Consider the following 18769-nt stretch of genomic DNA (forward strand, 5'->3'; position numbering starts at 1 on the left):
TCAATTAATATGGATAGTATATCTAACGTTAAAATTGATTTTACAGGTAAGGTAGCGCTTATAACCGGCGGCACCAGGGGAATTGGAAAAGCCATTGCAGATCGCTTTCTTGATGCTGGTTGTTCTGTAATTTTAACGGGTACGAATGCATCAGAAATTGATCAGCTAAACGCCGATAACAATGGTGACAGAATAAGTTATTTGCAACTTGATTTTACCAATCAGCAATCGGTTGAACAATTTTTATTAAAGCTAGATAAATTTGATAAGATAGATGTGCTCATCAATAACGCAGGAATTAACAAGGTTGCGCTTAACGTAGATACTACCGATGCCGATTTTGATTTGCTTCATAGCGTTAATGTAAAGGGGCCATATGTACTGTGCCGGGAAGTGAGCAAACTCATGAAAAAGAACGGGTACGGACGAATAGTTAATATCACATCCATTTGGAGTGCTATTACCCGGCCCGGCCGGTCTGTTTATGCCACTAATAAAAACGCAATTGTTGGGCTTACTAAAACATTGGCGGTTGAGTTAGGGAAGGATAATATATTGGTAAACGCAGTAGCGCCAGGGTTTACACTTACCGAACTTACGGCAACTACAAATTCTGCCGACGATTTGCAGAAACTGACAGAAATAATTCCAATGAACAGAATGGCCCAGCCAGTAGAAATAGCCAATGTTATACTTTTTTTAAGTAGTGATTTAAATAGTTATTTAACTGGTCAAAATATAATTGTTGACGGAGGATATACCAATGTATAATTTTAAAATAAAATCAATTGTTCACGACTATAGTGTACAGTTTATTGACGATACTCAAGCTGTGTTACTTCAGCAACTTAAAGAGGGTGATGTAATTATCATCGATAATAAAATAAAAGAGCTGTACAAGGATATGCTTCAGCCAGTACTTGATTTGTATTGGCATATTGGTATCGATGCTTCGGAAAATGTTAAAAGCTATCAAGGCGTAATGCCCATCATTGAAAGCCTGATAGATAATGGTTTCAGAAAAAATCATAGGTTAATAGCTATTGGTGGGGGAATAACTCAGGATGCTACAGCGTTTATAGCATCAATTATGTACCGTGGTGTTGACTGGTACTTTTTTCCTACCTCGTTACTTGCACAGGGTGATAGTTGCATCGGAAGTAAAACCTCTATTAATTTTAACAAATACAAAAACCAACTCGGAGGCTTTTACCCGCCCAATGAAATATTTATTAACCTGGATTTTTTAAATACGCTTTCATTATGGGACTTAAAATCAGGTATGGGCGAAATGTGCCATTATTTCATTGTATCTGGCGAAGAAGACTTTACAAGATTTAAAAATGAATATGCGCAAGCCCTTGTTGATAAAAAAGTTTTAGCGGGCATTATAAACAGAAGCCTGGAGATAAAGAAGGGGTATATTGAAAGAGACGAGTTTGATAAAAACGAGCGTCTTGTATTTAATTACGGGCACTCATTTGGGCACGCCATTGAATCACTGACTAATTATCGCATCCCACACGGAATTGCAGTAAGTTATGGTATGGATATGGCTAACTTCGTATCAGTAAAATTGGGGTATATCGATAATTCAATTCGCCAAAATATCAGGCAGTTGTTACAGCAGATATGGGCTGGAACTACTATCAACGATATCTCGCTTGATAAATTTGCATCAGCATTAAGCAAAGACAAAAAGAACGTTGGTAAAATATTAGGCCTGATTCTTAATAAAGGTTATGGAAAAATATTTAAGGACATGAGACCCATGGATGAGCAGTTCATAGGGTGGTTAAACGAGTATTTTACAAACGAATTAAACTAAGCATACGATGATAGTAGATAAATTAAAGAACATTGATATTTATAAAGGCATCTCTGCTGACATTTATTTAGGGCTGCAATATTTAAAAAATGCTACTGCTGATATTGAAGTTGGCACTTACCCGATCAATGATAACGTGAAAGCTATTGTTAGCGAATATTATACTGTTGAAAAATTTGAAAGAGGCTACGAAGCTCATAAACATGTGATTGACATTCAGTATCCTATCAGAGGCCTCGAACGGGTTAAATGGTCACCTATTGAAGGTATGAATGTAAACATTCCTTATAGTGAGGAGCATGACCGCACTTTTTACAAAGATCCTTCACCCCGTGGAACACATGTTGATATCGGCGAAGGAATATTTGCCATTATGTTTCCCGAAGACGGCCACGGTCCGCAGCATTTTGTTGACGAACCACAGTTTATTAAAAAGATAACGATAAAAATAGCTATTTAGTAGGGAGAAGAATAGCTTAAGAATGGGTCTTGAGAATTTCGGTATGAAGAAGAATATTGGAATGATAGGCCGGGTTTAAATGCAGAATTGGCCGATTATTAATAGATGATGATTGGAAATTATGTCACTTACGCCCTGGAGTTTCAGGGTACGTGGGCAGATAAGCCATAAAGCTTTTCTTTGTCCGGGGATGAAGGCAAAACTATCTTGGTGATTAAAAAGATGTTTTGTGACACGTTGCAGCAGTATCAAATCTGTTATTGTTGTCCTGATGTTTTTTGAAGCTGGTAACGGCGACGCCGTAACGGTATTACCCGGCATAGATAATTAAACTATCAAAATGAAAGATATAACCTTAAAGAAAAAAATCAAGAATAATGAAACCGCATTGGGCTCATGTGCAACTATACCACATCGGTGGAGTATAGATATTTTGGCCGGGGCTGGCTACAATTTTATAGCTTTCAATATCGGCTTTTTATTTAAGGATATAAAGGCAACGCAGAAAATGAATTTAAAAAGGGGAAACAACTAACATGAAGGCTATTTTAAGTATCGCATATCATTCTTTAAAAAACCATGGCCCTAAAATGGTCTTTACAAGGTTTTACAAATACGCAATTGTAAAAGCTAAACGTCTTTTTTCAAAACCAGATCTGGAAAATATCGAGAAATGGAAAAGTATGAAAGGCAAATATGAGGGCAAAAGAGTATTTGTTATCGGTAACGGACCAAGCTTAAACAAAACGCCATTGTATCTTTTAAAAAATGAGTATACGTTGTGTTTTAACCGTATAAACCTGATGTTTGAGCGCAATGGCTGGACTCCAAACTTTTACATGATTACTGATGACTTGGTTATCAGGGATGTAGTGCAGGAATTAAATGCGGAAATATTACCAAATGTTGATTATGGTTTTTTCCCCGATATACATCCATATAACATTAACTTTCAGAAGTATGTTAAAAAGCGGGACAATGTACTTTGGATAAAAACAGATAAGCCAGGGTTTACTACAAATTTGCCTGAATGCGGTATCAATAACACTGTTGTAAATGCTGGTTTGCAGATTATGGCTTATCTTGGCTTTAAAGAGATATACCTTTTAGGAGTGGATGCTTCTATTGCTTTTTCTGATCATAATACAAGCACCGAGAATAACCGCGAACTTATATCGCAGGCTGATGATCCTAACCATTTCGATCCAAGATACTTTGGAAAAGGTAGAAAATACCACTATCAGCCAATGTATGAAATGGTTGAGAAGTTTAAGGTTGCCAGGGTTTTTTTGGAGGAGTTGGGCGTGAAAATACGTAACCTCGGTTATGATCCTCAACTAAAAGTATTTGAACGCCAGAATTTATTGGATGTTTTAAACTACGATGATAAAACGAAAGAGCGGTTGTTTATGGAAACTGTTGCTCATGGTAAAGATGTGTTGACCTTTGACGAACTTGTTAAGGATGCCGTTCATATAACCGAGGCTGCAACATTTGATCCAAACGCCGATAAAGTACGTATCGACGGTGAAGAAGGTGCAAAATTGGTTCCTAAGTCTATATTAACACACATTCCGTACGGTCCCTTTAATGGCTCATATGTGCTTATAAAACGGACTGAGCCTATTGTTTTGTAAAAAGTAGTTATATATTAATAGAGCTTTAATTATTAAGAAACAAGGTTATGTCAGAGAAAAACCATTACTTATCCTCGCTTGATGGTGCAAGGGCTTTGTCCATACTGTTAGTGTTGTTTGCACATCTGGGATTTGAAAAGAATGTTCCAGGCGGTTTAGGTGTTAATATATTCTTTTTCATAAGTGGGTTTCTGATTACAAGGTTGCTTATAGAGGAGTTTAAAAAACGGCAACATATAAATTTCAAGAATTTTTATATTCGTCGCTTATTACGTTTATATCCGCCGTTATTATTAATGATAGCAGTTGCATTTGTGTTTGCTTTTCTTGTAAATCAAAAGCTGTTACCAAGCGAGGTGTTAGCATCCATATTTTATTATGAAAACTATTTTGTGATATTTCATCCCGAAGTAAAATCTAATCTTGGAATTATATGGTCGCTTTCAGTAGAAGAGCATTTCTATTTGGTGTTCCCCTTGTTTTTTAGCTTGTTTATGCGAAACACGCGATGGCTGATAATATTAACGTTGCTAATAGTTCTTTCGTCACTTTTGTTGCGTGTTTACATAGGTTACAGTTATCACTTTAGCGAATTCTCATATAAGTATAACTACAATGCATCATTGTGCCGGTCCGATTCGATATTATTGGGCTGTCTTTCAAGCATGATATTATGGCTTGATAAAAAAAATGTATATCTTAAAGTTGCAGAATCTCTACCAGTATTTATAGGTGCGTTAGTTGTATTATTCATGAGTTTAGTTATCAGGAATGAATTTTTCAGGCAAACACTTAGGTATTCGGCGCAAAGTATAGCATTAATGTCAATAATTCCTGCTATGTTATTTGGGAAAAGGTATGCTTTCATTAACAGGTTTTTGTCCATTAAGCCATTGGTGTTTATTGGTAAACTCAGTTACTCACTATACCTGTTTCATTTGATTGCTTATCGTATATGTGATACTTACTTTAACATGAACCCAAAATCATTACCTTATTATGTTTTAAGTTTATCAGGGGCGTTTATCCTGGCTTTAATCAGTTATAACCTGGTTGAAAAACCCGTGATGAAATTAAGGCGTAAATTTGGTTCTCATACGGGCGATGCGTCCAAAGCACAGGATACCGTACCTTCATTACAAGTTGAGCAATAGTTAAATATTTTATATATTAGTATGCAGGATTATCTTCTTTTATCTCACATCGTATCACAGTTAACTCCGGCCTATGGAGATAAGGATAGGGTTTTTATCAAAACGAACTCGGCTATAAGTAAGGGCGATACAGCCAATACGTCGTGTTGGTTTTTTTCAAACAACCATATTGGCACCCACATCGATTCAGCTCACCATTTTTGCGAAAATGGACAGAAAACATTTGAAATTCCAATACGGGATTACTTTTATGAAAAAGTATCGATTGTTGATATCCCATGTACCGAGGCTAAGTTGATAGATATTGAGGATTTTAAAACTCTTACAACGATAAAACCGGATACCGAACTTTTGCTTATCAGGACAGGGTATGAGAATTATCGCGGAGAAGACAAATATTGGAACGATAATCCAGGGTTGGCACCTGAACTCGCTGATTATTTTAGAGAGTTATATCCTGCTTTGCGCTGTGTTGGATTTGATTTTATATCCCTTACTTCATGGAAGTTCCGGGTAGAGGGTCGTGCAAGTCATAAGGCATTTTTATGCCCTGCCGATGGTAAAAAATCTATTCTGGTAATAGAAGATATGGCCTTATTAAAGGCCCCAAATGAAATTGATTTAGTAGTAGTTGCTCCTTTAATGGTTGAAGACGGTAATGGAGGCGCTGTTACTATTTTTGCTAAATAAAATAAATAAAAACAATAGAGAAATAATCTGCCTCAAAAATTAAAAGAAAAATATGGTAAAAGTTGCACTTATCGGCGCCGGAAAAATGGGTATATCTCATTTATCTATATTGGGTGCTCATCCCGATGTCGAAGTTGTCGGGGTATGTGATACCTCAAAAATGGTAAATGATTTTTTATCGAGGTATTGTAATTTTAAATGTTTTACTGATTACAAGAAGATGATCAGCGAARTAAAACCKGATGCAGTAGTAGTGGCGGTTCCTACTAAATTCCACTACAGCATTATAAAGGATTTGCTGGATAGCAAAGTTCACATTTTCGCAGAAAAGCCGTTTTGCTTAACAGCAACAGAAGGCGAAGAATTGGTGAAACTTGCTGCAAAACAGAATGTTGTAAATCAGGTTGGTTACCACAACAAATTTATTGGAACGTTTGGTGAAGTGAAAAAAATTGTGAATAGCGGCGCCCTTGGCGAGCTTAATCACTTTGTGGCAGAATCATACGGGCCGGTGGTGATTAAAGCAAAACAGGAAACCTGGCGTTCAGATCCATCGGAAGGTGGCGGTTGCCTGCTTGATTACGCATCACACGTAATCGACCTGTTAAATGACATCCTTGCACCGGTTACTGCCGTAAAAGGTAGCCTGCTAAAGTCTATCTATTCAAAAAATGTGGAAGATGCAGTTTATTCTTTGGTTGAATTATCAAATAAACTCAGTGGAGTTTTATCTGTTAATTGGAGTGATGAAACTTATCGCAAAATGTCTACCTCGATAACAATCATTGGTACCAAAGGAAAAATTGTTTCTGACGCCAACGAGCTTAAAGTATTTTTAAAAGATGAAAATGCATACAAAGGATACTCAAAAGGCTGGAACGTAAAATATATTACTGATTTAACAGAAGAAGTAGATTTTTATTTACGTGGAGAAGAATATTCTGCACAGCTTGATTATTTTATTAAAGCTGTCGAAGGTAAGGTTCCAAATACAATAAACACGTTTCAAAGTGCATGGTATACAGACCGCGCTATTGATCTGATTAAAAAAAGCGTTAAATAAAATACTATGGAAAGAATTCTTTTTGGAGATAACCAGTTTTTTGCTGTTAATCATATATCTGACGAAAAATCAAGAGCACAATCTATAAAATTCAAGGATGATAGTGCCATTATAAAGACGCTTGATGAAGCGAGAGCGCAGGGTATTAATACATTTATGTGCACAACCCATGATAGGATTGCAAACATCTGCGAAATAATAAGGAAGGATCCTGAAAAATATAAAGACTTTAAAGTTTACCCGTGCATGCCGTATGCCCATAAGTATGCTAATGCTGTTACAGAATTAGGCATCGCAGGCACTATTAAGCAATACGTACCGGGTAACCTTTTTGGTACTATATTTAAAGGCGGCGTAGCTTTCTTGTCAAAAGATTTTATCTCGATCATGGAACTTTTGATTGATGCAGAAATGAAGATGTTTAAAGGTGTAAATACACCTGTGGTGTTTTTGCAAAATGTTATTACCGATCTTTTCCTGGGATTAGGTGCCAACGAAATTTTAACAGGTTTTCATAGCTATGTTAAAAAGAAATATAACGCCGAAGCCGGGTTTATTACCATGAACATGCCAAAACTGCTTGATGTACTTGAAAAAGGCGGCATTGAGAATCCAATTATCTGTTCATCAATAAATAAAGTTGGTTTCCGTATGTCTGGCGGTAAAGAAATTTACGAAGAAACGTTAAAAACACGTAAATTAAGGGCGATAGCTATGCAGGTGTTGGGCGGTGGTGCTATTGCACCAAAAGAGGCAATGGAGTATGTATGTAACTTGCCAAACATCGAATCGATATTATTCGGGGCATCTTCAAAAGCTAACATTGAAAACACGGTTTCGACAATAAATTATTTCGATTCAAAGAAATAATTCAGGTATAGGTATTTACTAAAAGAAAAAATTAAATGAAAAAAGTAGCTTTACTAACAGGCATAACCGGTCAGGACGGGGCTTATTTAACCGAGCTGTTATTATCAAAAGGATATGAGGTACACGGTATTAAAAGAAGAAGCTCTTTATTTAACACCGATAGGATTGATCACTTATACCAGGATCCTCATGATACAAACGTGCGCCTTACATTACACTACGGTGACCTGAGCGATTCAACCAATTTGATCAGGATAATCCAGCAAGTACAGCCGGATGAAATATATAACCTGGGCGCAATGTCGCATGTTAAGGTAAGTTTTGATACTCCCGAATATACCGCAAATGCTGATGGTATTGGTACCCTGCGGTTATTGGAAGCTATCAGGATATTAGGCCTGGAGAAGAAAACAAAAATATACCAGGCATCTACGTCTGAGTTGTATGGTTTGGTTCAGGCAGTTCCCCAATCAGAAACTACGCCTTTTTACCCTCGTTCGCCCTACGCAGTAGCTAAAATGTATGCTTATTGGATAACGGTGAACTATCGTGAGGCTTACGGCATCTACGCTTGTAATGGTATATTATTTAACCATGAAAGCCCACTACGGGGCGAAACATTTGTAACCCGCAAAATTACCCGTGCTACATCTAAAATAGCGATGGGATTACAAGATAAATTATACCTGGGTAACCTTGATGCACAACGCGATTGGGGCCATGCTAAGGATTACGTAGAGGCTATGTATTTGATATTACAGCAGGAAACCCCTACTGACTATGTAATAGCAACCGGCGTAACTACACGCGTACGTGAATTTGTTAGAATGGCTTTTGCTGAAGTAGGTATAACAATCGAGTTTAAAGGCGGGGGAGTTGAGGAAAAAGGTTACGTAGTATCGTGCGATTCTCCCGATTTTCAGGTTGAAATTGGTAAAGAAGTTGTTGCTGTCGACCCTAAATATTTCCGCCCGACAGAGGTTGAATTACTTATAGGCGACCCTACAAAATCAAAAACCTTGTTAGGGTGGACACCTAAATATGATTTGAAAATGTTGGTAGAAGACATGATGAATGCCGATGTTAACCATTTCCGTAAAGAGAAATTGTTAAAAGAATCTGGCTATACAATTAAAAATCAATTTGAATAATCCCAATGAATAAAGACGCTAAAATATATATTGCTGGCCATCGTGGAATGGTTGGCTCGGCAATATATCGCAAGCTGGTTAAAGAGGGTTTTAGCAATTTTGTTACCCGCACTTCTGATACCCTTGATTTAAGGAATCAGCAGCAGGTAGCGGATTTTTTTGCCGAAGAAAAGCCGGAATATGTTTTTCTTGCTGCCGCTAAAGTTGGGGGGATAGTAGCCAACAACACTTATCGTGCGGAGTTTCTGTATGATAATTTACAAATACAGAACAATGTAATTCATCAATCCTATCTAAACCATGTCAAAAAACTCATGTTTTTAGGTTCGAGCTGTATTTATCCTAAAATGGCGCCACAGCCTTTAAAGGAAGAGTACCTGTTAACCGGGTTGCTTGAGCCTACAAACGAACCCTATGCTATCGCAAAAATTGCAGGTATAAAAATGTGCGATGCTTACAGGGCACAATATGGATGTAACTATATATCTGTAATGCCTACAAATTTGTATGGTTATAATGATAATTATCATCCGCAAAACTCGCACGTTTTACCGGCACTGATACGTCGTTTTCATGAAGCAAAAGAGGCGAATGCTCCAAATGTAACTATTTGGGGTACCGGATCTCCAAAGCGCGAATTCCTGTTTGCAGACGATCTTGCCGAAGCATGCTATTATCTAATGCAGAACTATAACGAAGAAGGATTGGTTAACATAGGCACCGGCGAAGATGTCTCTATCAAAGAACTTGCGTTATTAATTAAAGAGATTGTTGGTTATCAGGGCGATATTGATTTTGATGTTACAAAACCCGATGGAACGCCACGTAAACTAATGGATGTTACCAAGCTTCACAGCCAGGGATGGAAACATACTATAGAATTGAATGATGGAATTAAATTAGCCTACAACGACTTTCTAACTAAGCTATAGGGTCAAAATGCAATAGCAGCTTACTTAATAAGCCAGTTGACTAAGGCGCAAGTGCAAAGCCTAATTTAAACTCAAAGCCAGTAAAGCCCGCATTATTGAATTGATAATGTGGGCTTGCTAGTTTACGCTATTCTTGTTTTGTAACTAAACACCCGAATGAAATTTGATGGCTTGGTTGGCCCTCCCGGTTGCTCGGTGGAAATATCTCCTGTCGTTACCCGGCCACCTTTTATTTCTGTTGGCGTTTATAAATAATAAACCGTCAATAATCAAAAATAAATTTCAAGGGCGATTTACACAAGGTTATTGGTTAGCTTTGTGTATAATGCCTAATTAATAATAGTAAAATAACTTATACTCGTTTTATGACAATTATACCAAGCTCTCTTCAGGGATGTATAGTTATTAGCCCCAGGATATTTAATGATGATCGGGGATATTTTTTTGAATCATACAATGAACAAAATTTCAATAAAGCACTGGGCTACGAAGTTAATTTTGTTCAGGATAATCAATCCTATTCAACCAAAGGTGTACTCAGAGGCTTACATCTTCAAAAAGGCGAATATGCACAGGCAAAGCTGGTAAGGGTTACAAAAGGAGAGGTATTGGATGTAGCTGTTGATCTGAGGACCGGATCAGCTACCTATGGGCAACATTTTTCGGTAAAGCTATCCGAAGAAAACAATCAGCAACTTTTTATCCCCCGGGGATTTGCACATGGCTTTATTGTTTTGAGCGATGTGGCAGTTTTTCAATACAAATGCGATAATTATTATAACAAAACTGCCGAAGGTGGTTTACATTATGCAGATCCGGAATTGAATGTTGATTGGGGTATGCCGACAAGTGAACTGTTAGTGTCTGAAAAAGATCTGGAGCTACCATTTTTAAAAGATGCAGGCGATCTGGGCTTTTAATAATTACATTTATCCCCGATAATTAAGATTATAAATTTCGATATGCAAAATATAGTGGTGTTTGGTGCTTCGGGTCAGCTGGGGCAATGTTTAAAAAAGGTAGCCGCCCTTAAAGGTATAACTTCGATATTTTTCCCCCTGGAGTCTGAGGCTAATATTCTTGATGCTGTTTTGCTGAATAAAGTATTTGAACGATATAAGCCTACGCACGTCATTAATTGTGCGGCTTACACTGCCGTAGATAAAGCAGAAGACGATATTGACCTTGCCCGTAAAATCAACAAAACAGGAGCCGAAAATTTGGCAATCCAATGTAAGGCGCATGGCGCTGCATTGGTACAGATATCAACTGATTTTGTGTTTAAAGGAGATAAACCTAACCCACTTGTTGAAGACGATATTGCCGAACCGATAAGCATTTATGGCCTTACTAAATTGGAAGGCGAGCAGGATGTTGCCGCTATATTGCCGGCGCATTACATTATCCGCACCAGTTGGTTGTACTCTGAATTTGCCAATAATTTTGTTAAAACGATGCTTAAGCTTGGCGCCGAAAGGGACGAGTTGAAGATCATTGCCGACCAGGTAGGCACGCCAACTTATGGCGTTGATTTGGCGGGCGTGATATTGGACATTATTACTTCTGGTAAAAATAATTATGGTACTTATCATTATAGCAATGAGGGTGTTACCTCCTGGTACGATTTTGCCAAGGGTATATTTGATATATCAAATACACAGGTAACTACTTATCCAATACGTACAAGTGAATACCCTACAAGGGCTGCAAGGCCTGCTTTTTCTGTAATGGATAAATCCAAAATAAAAAAAACATTTGGCATTAGTATTCCGTATTGGCGTGATAGTCTTATAGTTTGTATTAAAGCGCTTGAATCTGTACAATAAAATCTAACCGATACTCATATGAAAGGAATTATCCTGGCAGGCGGTTCCGGAACCCGCCTATATCCAATTACCAAAGCAATCAGTAAGCAGCTGATGCCTATTTATGATAAACCAATGATTTATTATCCTTTGTCGGTATTGATGCTGGCCGGGATAAATGAGATATTAATTATAACCACGCCCGAAGATCAGCCTGGCTTTGTACGCTTGCTGGGTGATGGAAGCGAGCTTGGCTGCCGCTTTGAATTTGCCGTACAGGAAGTGCCAAACGGGCTTGCCCAGGCTTTTGTAATTGGAGCCGATTTTATTGGAACTGATAAAGTAGCTTTGGTACTTGGTGATAATATATTTTACGGATCGGGCTTTAGCACATTAATGCAAAGTTTTAATGACGTAAAAGGGGCCGCAATATTTGCCTACCCCGTTGCTGATCCTGAGCGTTATGGCGTGGTTGAATTTGATAAAAATTTTAAAGCTGTTTCGATAGAAGAGAAGCCATTGAAGCCTAAATCATCCTATGCGGTTCCCGGCCTTTATTTTTACGATAACCAGGTAGTTGAAATAGCCAAAAATATTCCGGCTTCGCCAAGGGGCGAATTTGAAATTACCGATGTAAACAGAGTGTATCTCGAAAATGAGCAATTGCATGTAGGTGTCATGGATAGGGGTACCGCATGGCTTGATACAGGTACTTTTGATTCATTGAGCGATGCCACTGAATTTGTACGGGTAATTGAAAAACGACAGGCAACCAAAATAGGCTGTATAGAAGAAGTTGCTTACCGCATGGGATTCATCAATTACGAAGCCCTGCAGGCATTAGCTCAAAAGTATATTAAAAGCGGTTACGGCAAGTATATTCAAAGCATACAACAATAGTATCAGGGAACCTAAAATTATACAGAGCTTTATAAAAATGAAAACGGATTGACTTGCGTCAGTCCGTTTTTTGTATTTTTGGGTTGCCTTAAAAGCGGGAAGTATTACCAAATATCAATGCTGTTAGGGTTACGTAGCGTAAACAAACTATGGAAAATTTATATGACCTCGTTATCGTAGGTGGTGGCATAGTAGGTATGGCAACAGCCTACAAGATCAATACCCGCAACCCGGATAAAAAGATCCTGGTGCTGGAGAAGGAGAGTGAAGTAGCCGCCCATCAAACGGGTCATAATTCGGGAGTTATACATTCGGGTATTTATTATAAGCCTAATTCATATAAGGCTAAATTATGTGTAAATGGCCGTCGGGAACTGGTTGCGTTCGCAAAAGAGCATAATGTACCTCATGACATTTGCGGAAAGATCATTGTAGCCACCAAACAATCCGAGTTGGAATACATGAATAAGGTGTTCAACAATGGTATCGCCAATGGTGTAGAAGGTATCGAAAAGATAAGTGCCGAAAAGATCAAAGAAATTGAACCTTATTGCGAAGGGATTGAAGGCATCTGGGTGCCTTGTACCGGTATTATTGGCTTTGCTGCCGTTACCCGTAAATACCGCGAACTGTTTGAGTCCAAATTTCCCCAGAGTAAAGTACTTACCAATTGCGCTGCAACAGCTTTTGAACACCACACCGGCTATACTACTGTAGTTGCCAGTAAAGGTACCTTTAATACAAAATATTTGATAACGGCGGGCGGATTGCAGGCCGATAGGCTGGCCGCCGGTGCCGGTGCACCAAGCGAGGCCCATATAGTTGGCTTCAGGGGCGATTATTTTGATTTGACCGAACAGGGGAAAAGCAAAGTGAAAAACCTTATCTACCCGGTTCCAAATCCCGAGTTCCCTTTCCTTGGCGTACATTTTACGCGAATGATTGACGGTACCGTAGAGTGCGGCCCCAACGCTGTATTTGTATTTAAGCGCGAAGGATACGGTAAAACCGATTTTTCGTTAGGCGATACTATCGAGGCTTTAAAATTTAAAGGTACATGGAACCTGTTTACAAAACACTGGCGTTTTGGACTTGATGAGTACCGGCGCGCGTTTTCAAAAAAAAGTTTTTTAACCGGCCTGCAACAGCTTATTCCAAGCCTTACTATGGACGATTTGCAGCCCGGCCGCGCCGGCGTAAGGGCGATGGCCATATCTGCCGAAGGCGAAACCCTTGATGATTTTAAAATTGAGGCCAAGGATAATATGCTGCATGTTATCAACGCCCCATCACCGGCGGCAACGGCATCATTAGCTATTGGCAATGCAATTGCTGATATGGCTGCAGGCCAGTTTGGTTTTTATTAGTGTTTTCAAAACTTCCATAAAAAGCCGGCAAACTATTTGCGGGCTTTTTAGTTTTTATTATTCCTGCACATATTTGTTACAAAGTCCTGTTACATTTGGATTAAACTATCACAGCTGCTCCTGGTCATAGAATTGTAAACGAAAGTAATTCATTTATGAAATCATTAAAAGGTTTGATGCTGCTGGTGTTTGCGCTCATTGGTGGTTTGCTGATTTTTTCGTCGTTTTATGATCGGGATAACCCAAACGAGATTCATAAATTCCCCTATAAACAGGCTGGTTTAAGCAAAGATCAGGCAGCAGCACATTTACTAAGCCGTTTTACCTATGGCGCCACGCCGGGCCAGGTTGAAGCCGTAGCCCGCGAGGGCTTGGAAAAATGGTTTAGCGAGCAATTGGATGCTAAATTACCCGATGATTCCCTTAACCACGCGCTGGATAGCTTTGATGCGCTTAAGCTAAGCAACAGCCAAATTGTTGATACCTATCCCCGCCCAGGTATTGTAGCCCGGCTGGCCGTAAAAGATGGGTTTATCAATAAAGATTCAATTCAAAGTAACAGGCCAGAGTATAAAAAGTTGCTGCAAGACTATATGGTTCAAAATGGCATGAGGCCGCAGCAGGAGTTGTTCCGGCAGTTCATCAATCAAAAAATACTAAGGGCAGCCTATACAAATAACCAGCTGCAGGAAGTGATGACTAGTTTTTGGTTTAACCATTTCAACGTATCCATTACTAAAAATGAATGCGCCCAGTTTATTCCCGATTATGAGCGCGATGTTATCAGGCCCAATGCGTTGGGTAAGTTTAATGATTTGTTGTTGGCCACAGCCAAATCGCCGGCTATGTTGTATTACCTGGATAATTTTAGCAGCGCATCTGCCCTGCCAGAGAAGCCTAAAATAACACTCAAATTGGTGTTTGCTGATACAACCAAGCAAGCCATGGTACTTAACAAGTTAAAAAAAGCAAGGCAGCAACGTGGCCTTAATGAAAACTATGCCCGCGAAGTAATGGAACTGCATACCCTTGGTGTTGATGGCGGGTACAGCCAGCAGGATGTTACCCAGGCGGCTAAGGTGCTTACAGGTTGGTCGGTATATCCTATGGGCGATTATAGCAAGGGAAACGATATTATATCAAAAGTTATAGATAGGGGTATTATTGCTGATGGAATGGTGCATGACGGCGACTTTTTATTCACCCCGGGCCGCCACGATAGCAGCGGGAAGGTTGTATTAGGCCGGCACTTTGGCCCCAACGGCGGTTACGATGAGGGTGTGCAATTATTGAATATGCTGGCAAATCATCCATCTACAGCAAAATTTATATCGCGTAAGTTGGCGGTAAGGTTTGTGAGCGACATACCGCCACAAAGTTTAATTGATAAAATGGCCAAAACCTTTTTAAACAGTAATGGCGATGTTAAACAGGTTTTAATTACGATGGTATCGGCGCCGGAGTTTTGGTCGGCATCTGCCTTGCGCGAGAAAACAAAATCGCCGTTTGAGCTGGCCATAAATACGGTGCGTAGCTTAAACGCCCAGGTGACACAACCATACCAGTTATATACCTGGATAAACCGCATGGGCGAAAAAGTATATTACTACCAGGCGCCAACCGGCTTCCCGGATAAGGGCCAGTACTGGATAAATACAGGCGCTTTACTTAGCCGGATGAATTTTGGGCTGGCTTTTGCCACCGGGCGCATACCAGGAATTAAATTCGATTTGTTGAAATTAAACAAAGGCCACGAGCCCGAAAGTAGCCAGGCGGCGCTTGTTACCTATAGCAAACTTATTATGCCCGAACGGCCACTGGATAAAACCATAAAACAATTAACCCCAATGCTCAATGATCCGCAGCTGGTGGTAAAGGTAGATAAGGCAAGCAATAGTAATACGCCGCCGGTTAAAGATGCCTTATCAGTGGTGGGCGACACCGCGGGCAAAAAAGCCAGGATACAGGTAATGCCTAAGCCCGACGAGGCAAAATCAATGATGGCCCAGGTAGTTGGTATTATCATCGGATCGCCGGAATACCAACGACGTTAATTTGATAAATTGCAAAAGATTATGTTATCAAGACGAGGATTTTTAAAAACAGGTGGCCTTGCCCTTTTTGGTGTTGGGTTAATGGGCGGCATCCCGGCATTTATAGCCGAAGCTGCCGCGCAGGATAAGATAATAGCGCCTTATAAAAAAGGCAAAACACTGGTGTGCATATTTCAGCGTGGCGCTATGGATGGATTGATGGCTGTAACGCCGTTTACCGATCAATACCTTAAAGAGGCCCGCCCCGGCTTATTTATGGATGCTGCCAAAACAGGTAACGATAATCCATTGATTGATCTGGATGGCAGGTTTGGATTACATCCCGCTATGAAGGCTTTTGAACCCATGTTTCGCGAAAAAAGGCTGGGCATAGTGCATGGTATCGGCTCGCCAAATAATACCCGCTCGCATTTTGATGCGCAGGATTATATGGAAAGCGGTACCCCTTTTAATAAAGGCACCGCCAGCGGCTGGCTTAACCGTGCAGTTGGCCTGTTAGGTCATGATGCGCTTACGCCCTTTACGGCGGTAAGCCTGACATCGGCCATGCCCCGGTCTTTTTATGGCGATAACCCGGYCGTGGCCATCAGCAACCTGCAGGATTTTGCATTGCAAATGCGCGGTAACCCGGCAGGTGCCAACCTGGCCGCAAAAAGCTTTGAGGAGCTTTATGACAGAACCGCTCCCGGTTTGTTAAAAGATACTGGCAGGGAAAGTTTTGATGCCTTAAAAATGCTGCAAAAGGCCAATGTTAAAAATTATGCACCCGCCAACGGAGCTGTTTATCCAAACTCGGCCTTAGGCAACTCTTTAAAGCAAATTGCGCAGCTGATAAAAATGAATGTGGGTATGGAGGTAGCTTTTGCCGAATCAAATGGTTGGGATACGCACTTTAACCAGGGAACAAGTAACGGCATATTTGCCCGCAATGTAGCCGACCTGAGTAATAGTATGATGGCTTTTTGGACAGATATAGGCAGCTCCTGCCAGGATGATGTAACCGTAATGACGATGACCGAGTTTGGCCGCACTGTTCATCAAAATGGCACCGGTGGTACCGATCATGGCCGCGCATCCTGTAACTTTATTTTAGGCAACAGTGTAAATGGCGGCCTGGTGCACGGCAATGTGCAGCCACTTGCTGCGGAGAACCTGGAAGATGGCCGCGACCTTGCGGTTACAACCGACTTTAGGAATGTGTTTAGCGAAGTGGCCGATAAGCACCTCAGGATCAGTAATGATAGAGTGCTGTTTCCTGATTTTACTGCCAAATCAATAGGGGTATTTAAAGCCTGATTATTGCATCTTATTTTATAAAGTAGTTTTGGGCATTAATATGGCCAGGACTTTTGTGCTTAATAATGAGCGGTTTAATTGTTAAATAATTTATAATGAAACTACTGCTTTGTTGAATTGTTAATGTATTTTAGTACTCAAAGTTGCTAATTTTCGATTATGATATATTCAGCTTAATTCTTAAAATTACACATGAACAAAAACTACTATGCCATCATCATGGCAGGCGGAATAGGTAGCCGTTTTTGGCCTATAAGCCGCACATCGCATCCTAAACAATTCATTGATATTCTTGGAACCGGCAAAACCCTGATACAAAATACATACGAACGCTTTTTGAAAGTTTGTCCTAAAGAAAATATTTACGTTGTAACTAATGAAAATTACACCAAACTTGTAAAGGCCCAGCTTCCGGATATGGAAGACCAACAAATACTTACCGAGCCGGTTATGCGTAATACCGCCCCTTGCGTAGCTTACGGGTGTTTTAAGATAGAAAGCCTTAACCCCGATGCCGCAATTGTTGTAGCCCCCTCAGATCAGCAGATATTAGATGAGGATGCTTTTGTAACAGCCATCATTAAATCATTAGAGACTGCTACTGCCAATGATTGCCTGGTAACTCTCGGTATCAAACCGTCAAGGCCGGATACCGGGTATGGTTATATTCAATACACAGATCATACAATAAATGAAGATTTTCACAAAGTGAAAACCTTTACCGAAAAGCCAACGCTCGATATCGCAAAAACTTTTATCCAAAGCGGCGATTTTTTATGGAATGCCGGTATTTTTGTATGGTCGGCCAAGGAAATTGTTAAGGCGTTTGATACCTTCCTGCCCGAAATGCACGAGATTTTTGCTGATGCCAGGCCGGTTTATAATACAGATGGTGAAAAGGCCCATATACACAAAGCTTATCAGCAATGTGTTAACATATCCATTGACTATGGGATAATGGAAAAAGCTAATAATGTTTATGTATTGCCATCGGAATTTGGCTGGAGCGACCTGGGTACCTGGGCCTCTATTTACGACCTGGCCGAAAAGGATTATGTAGGCAATGCGGTTATCCCTTCAGAAAAGGTGATCATGTACGATTCATCAAACTGCATGGTAAATGTACCGGGCGAAAAGCTGGTGATTTTAAAGGGACTGCATGATTTCATCGTAGTTGAATCCAACAATACCCTGATGATTTGCCCGCGCGACGAAGAACAGAACGTGAAACAAGTAGTTGCCGACGTAAAGAGCAAGTTTGGGGCGAAGTATATTTAGGTTGTAGATTTCAGATGTACAGATTCTAAATTTCAGATGAGGCCGTATCATAAATCAAATGATGCGGTCTTTTTATTTTACGGCGGATAAATCGATTTCAAGTAGTTTTTTGATGTTGATTTCGAACTAACGAATATTATTGATTAAGAACGAGTGAAAAGAAGGCCTTTAGGCAGCTTTTTTTCTTAGGTTTTGTGCGATTGAAAGTAAGCCCCATTCTATCGCTACTTTTTCTTTCCCACGGAGCATGAAGCGTCGGAACCCGTGGTTCTGTTTGATATTTC

19 protein-coding genes are annotated in these 18769 nt (G+C 39.9%); 18 read left to right on the plus strand and 1 reads right to left on the minus strand.

Features of this window, described 5'->3' with window-relative positions:
- Positions 1-9: 9 nt before the first annotated feature.
- The 18 genes from AC1DV1_RS24270 to AC1DV1_RS24355 all read left to right on the plus strand — a co-directional run bounded on the left by AC1DV1_RS24270 (position 10) and on the right by AC1DV1_RS24355 (position 18485).
- Positions 10-771, plus strand: coding sequence for an SDR family NAD(P)-dependent oxidoreductase (locus tag AC1DV1_RS24270; RefSeq protein WP_477364780.1), 762 nt, complete (start codon positions 10-12; stop codon positions 769-771).
- Complete coding sequence (locus AC1DV1_RS24275; protein WP_477364784.1) at positions 764-1828, plus strand: AroB-related putative sugar phosphate phospholyase (cyclizing); 1065 nt, start codon at positions 764-766, stop codon at positions 1826-1828. The genes AC1DV1_RS24270 and AC1DV1_RS24275 overlap by 8 nt, the downstream gene beginning before the upstream one ends.
- 7 nt (positions 1829-1835) lie before the next feature.
- Entirely contained in the window at positions 1836-2288 is a 453-nt protein-coding gene (locus tag AC1DV1_RS24280) for a NanQ anomerase/TabA/YiaL family protein (RefSeq protein ID WP_477364787.1), read from the plus strand.
- 340 nt (positions 2289-2628) lie between these two features.
- Complete coding sequence (locus tag AC1DV1_RS24285) at positions 2629-2823, plus strand: hypothetical protein (RefSeq protein WP_477364790.1); 195 nt, start codon at positions 2629-2631, stop codon at positions 2821-2823.
- Position 2824: 1 nt separating this feature from the next.
- Positions 2825-3925, plus strand: coding sequence for a 6-hydroxymethylpterin diphosphokinase MptE-like protein (locus AC1DV1_RS24290; protein ID WP_477364794.1), 1101 nt, complete (start codon positions 2825-2827; stop codon positions 3923-3925).
- A gap of 47 nt (positions 3926-3972) precedes the next feature.
- A complete protein-coding gene (locus tag AC1DV1_RS24295; RefSeq protein WP_477364797.1) occupies positions 3973-5079 on the plus strand; it encodes an acyltransferase family protein in 1107 nt (368 codons plus the stop codon).
- A gap of 21 nt (positions 5080-5100) precedes the next feature.
- Complete coding sequence (locus tag AC1DV1_RS24300; protein WP_477364800.1) at positions 5101-5769, plus strand: cyclase family protein; 669 nt, start codon at positions 5101-5103, stop codon at positions 5767-5769.
- 52 nt (positions 5770-5821) lie between these two features.
- Entirely contained in the window at positions 5822-6832 is a 1011-nt protein-coding gene (locus AC1DV1_RS24305) for a Gfo/Idh/MocA family protein (protein ID WP_477364804.1), read from the plus strand.
- A 6-nt stretch (positions 6833-6838) separates the two neighbouring features.
- Positions 6839-7702, plus strand: a complete 864-nt coding sequence (locus AC1DV1_RS24310; protein ID WP_439699152.1) for an aldo-keto reductase family protein — start codon at positions 6839-6841, stop codon at positions 7700-7702.
- 35 nt (positions 7703-7737) lie between these two features.
- A complete protein-coding gene (gene gmd / locus AC1DV1_RS24315) occupies positions 7738-8853 on the plus strand; it encodes a GDP-mannose 4,6-dehydratase (protein ID WP_477364807.1) in 1116 nt (371 codons plus the stop codon).
- A gap of 5 nt (positions 8854-8858) precedes the next feature.
- Complete coding sequence (gene fcl / locus AC1DV1_RS24320; protein WP_477364810.1) at positions 8859-9785, plus strand: GDP-L-fucose synthase; 927 nt, start codon at positions 8859-8861, stop codon at positions 9783-9785.
- Positions 9786-10150: 365 nt separating this feature from the next.
- Positions 10151-10705 (plus strand): dTDP-4-dehydrorhamnose 3,5-epimerase, encoded by a 555-nt coding sequence (gene rfbC / locus AC1DV1_RS24325; protein WP_477364813.1) that lies wholly within the window; start codon positions 10151-10153, stop codon positions 10703-10705.
- Positions 10706-10735: 30 nt separating this feature from the next.
- The gene (gene rfbD, locus AC1DV1_RS24330) at positions 10736-11611 is read left to right on the plus strand and encodes a dTDP-4-dehydrorhamnose reductase (protein WP_477364837.1); all 876 of its coding nucleotides are present in this window, start codon (positions 10736-10738) and stop codon (positions 11609-11611) included.
- Between the two features lie 18 nt (positions 11612-11629).
- Positions 11630-12490 (plus strand): glucose-1-phosphate thymidylyltransferase RfbA, encoded by an 861-nt coding sequence (gene rfbA / locus AC1DV1_RS24335; protein WP_477364816.1) that lies wholly within the window; start codon positions 11630-11632, stop codon positions 12488-12490.
- Positions 12491-12639: 149 nt separating this feature from the next.
- Complete coding sequence (lhgO, locus tag AC1DV1_RS24340) at positions 12640-13857, plus strand: L-2-hydroxyglutarate oxidase (RefSeq protein WP_477364819.1); 1218 nt, start codon at positions 12640-12642, stop codon at positions 13855-13857.
- Between the two features lie 155 nt (positions 13858-14012).
- Complete coding sequence (locus AC1DV1_RS24345) at positions 14013-15911, plus strand: DUF1800 domain-containing protein (RefSeq protein ID WP_477364822.1); 1899 nt, start codon at positions 14013-14015, stop codon at positions 15909-15911.
- Between the two features lie 21 nt (positions 15912-15932).
- Complete coding sequence (locus AC1DV1_RS24350) at positions 15933-17207, plus strand: DUF1501 domain-containing protein (protein ID WP_477364825.1); 1275 nt, start codon at positions 15933-15935, stop codon at positions 17205-17207.
- 192 nt (positions 17208-17399) lie between these two features.
- Positions 17400-18485 (plus strand): mannose-1-phosphate guanylyltransferase, encoded by a 1086-nt coding sequence (locus AC1DV1_RS24355; protein WP_477364828.1) that lies wholly within the window; start codon positions 17400-17402, stop codon positions 18483-18485.
- Positions 18486-18653: 168 nt separating this feature from the next.
- On the opposite strand, the gene AC1DV1_RS24360 is transcribed toward AC1DV1_RS24355, so the two are convergent.
- Positions 18654-18769, minus strand: a 116-nt coding sequence (locus AC1DV1_RS24360; RefSeq protein ID WP_477361339.1) for a transposase, incomplete at its 5' end; no start/stop codon positions are given.

It is taken from the genome of Mucilaginibacter sp. P4_D1, assembly GCF_056401935.1.

Coding starts and splice junctions, on each gene's coding strand:
- AC1DV1_RS24345 (WP_477364822.1), top strand. CDS start 14,013: ATGAAATCATTAAAAGGTTTGATGCTGCTGGTGTTTGCGCTCATTGGT.
- AC1DV1_RS24310 (WP_439699152.1), top strand. CDS start 6,839: ATGGAAAGAATTCTTTTTGGAGATAACCAGTTTTTTGCTGTTAATCAT.
- fcl (WP_477364810.1), top strand. CDS start 8,859: ATGAATAAAGACGCTAAAATATATATTGCTGGCCATCGTGGAATGGTT.
- AC1DV1_RS24280 (WP_477364787.1), top strand. CDS start 1,836: ATGATAGTAGATAAATTAAAGAACATTGATATTTATAAAGGCATCTCT.
- AC1DV1_RS24295 (WP_477364797.1), top strand. CDS start 3,973: ATGTCAGAGAAAAACCATTACTTATCCTCGCTTGATGGTGCAAGGGCT.
- lhgO (WP_477364819.1), top strand. CDS start 12,640: ATGGAAAATTTATATGACCTCGTTATCGTAGGTGGTGGCATAGTAGGT.
- AC1DV1_RS24290 (WP_477364794.1), top strand. CDS start 2,825: ATGAAGGCTATTTTAAGTATCGCATATCATTCTTTAAAAAACCATGGC.
- rfbC (WP_477364813.1), top strand. CDS start 10,151: ATGACAATTATACCAAGCTCTCTTCAGGGATGTATAGTTATTAGCCCC.
- AC1DV1_RS24285 (WP_477364790.1), top strand. CDS start 2,629: ATGAAAGATATAACCTTAAAGAAAAAAATCAAGAATAATGAAACCGCA.
- gmd (WP_477364807.1), top strand. CDS start 7,738: ATGAAAAAAGTAGCTTTACTAACAGGCATAACCGGTCAGGACGGGGCT.
- AC1DV1_RS24300 (WP_477364800.1), top strand. CDS start 5,101: ATGCAGGATTATCTTCTTTTATCTCACATCGTATCACAGTTAACTCCG.
- AC1DV1_RS24355 (WP_477364828.1), top strand. CDS start 17,400: ATGAACAAAAACTACTATGCCATCATCATGGCAGGCGGAATAGGTAGC.
- AC1DV1_RS24270 (WP_477364780.1), top strand. CDS start 10: ATGGATAGTATATCTAACGTTAAAATTGATTTTACAGGTAAGGTAGCG.
- AC1DV1_RS24275 (WP_477364784.1), top strand. CDS start 764: ATGTATAATTTTAAAATAAAATCAATTGTTCACGACTATAGTGTACAG.
- rfbA (WP_477364816.1), top strand. CDS start 11,630: ATGAAAGGAATTATCCTGGCAGGCGGTTCCGGAACCCGCCTATATCCA.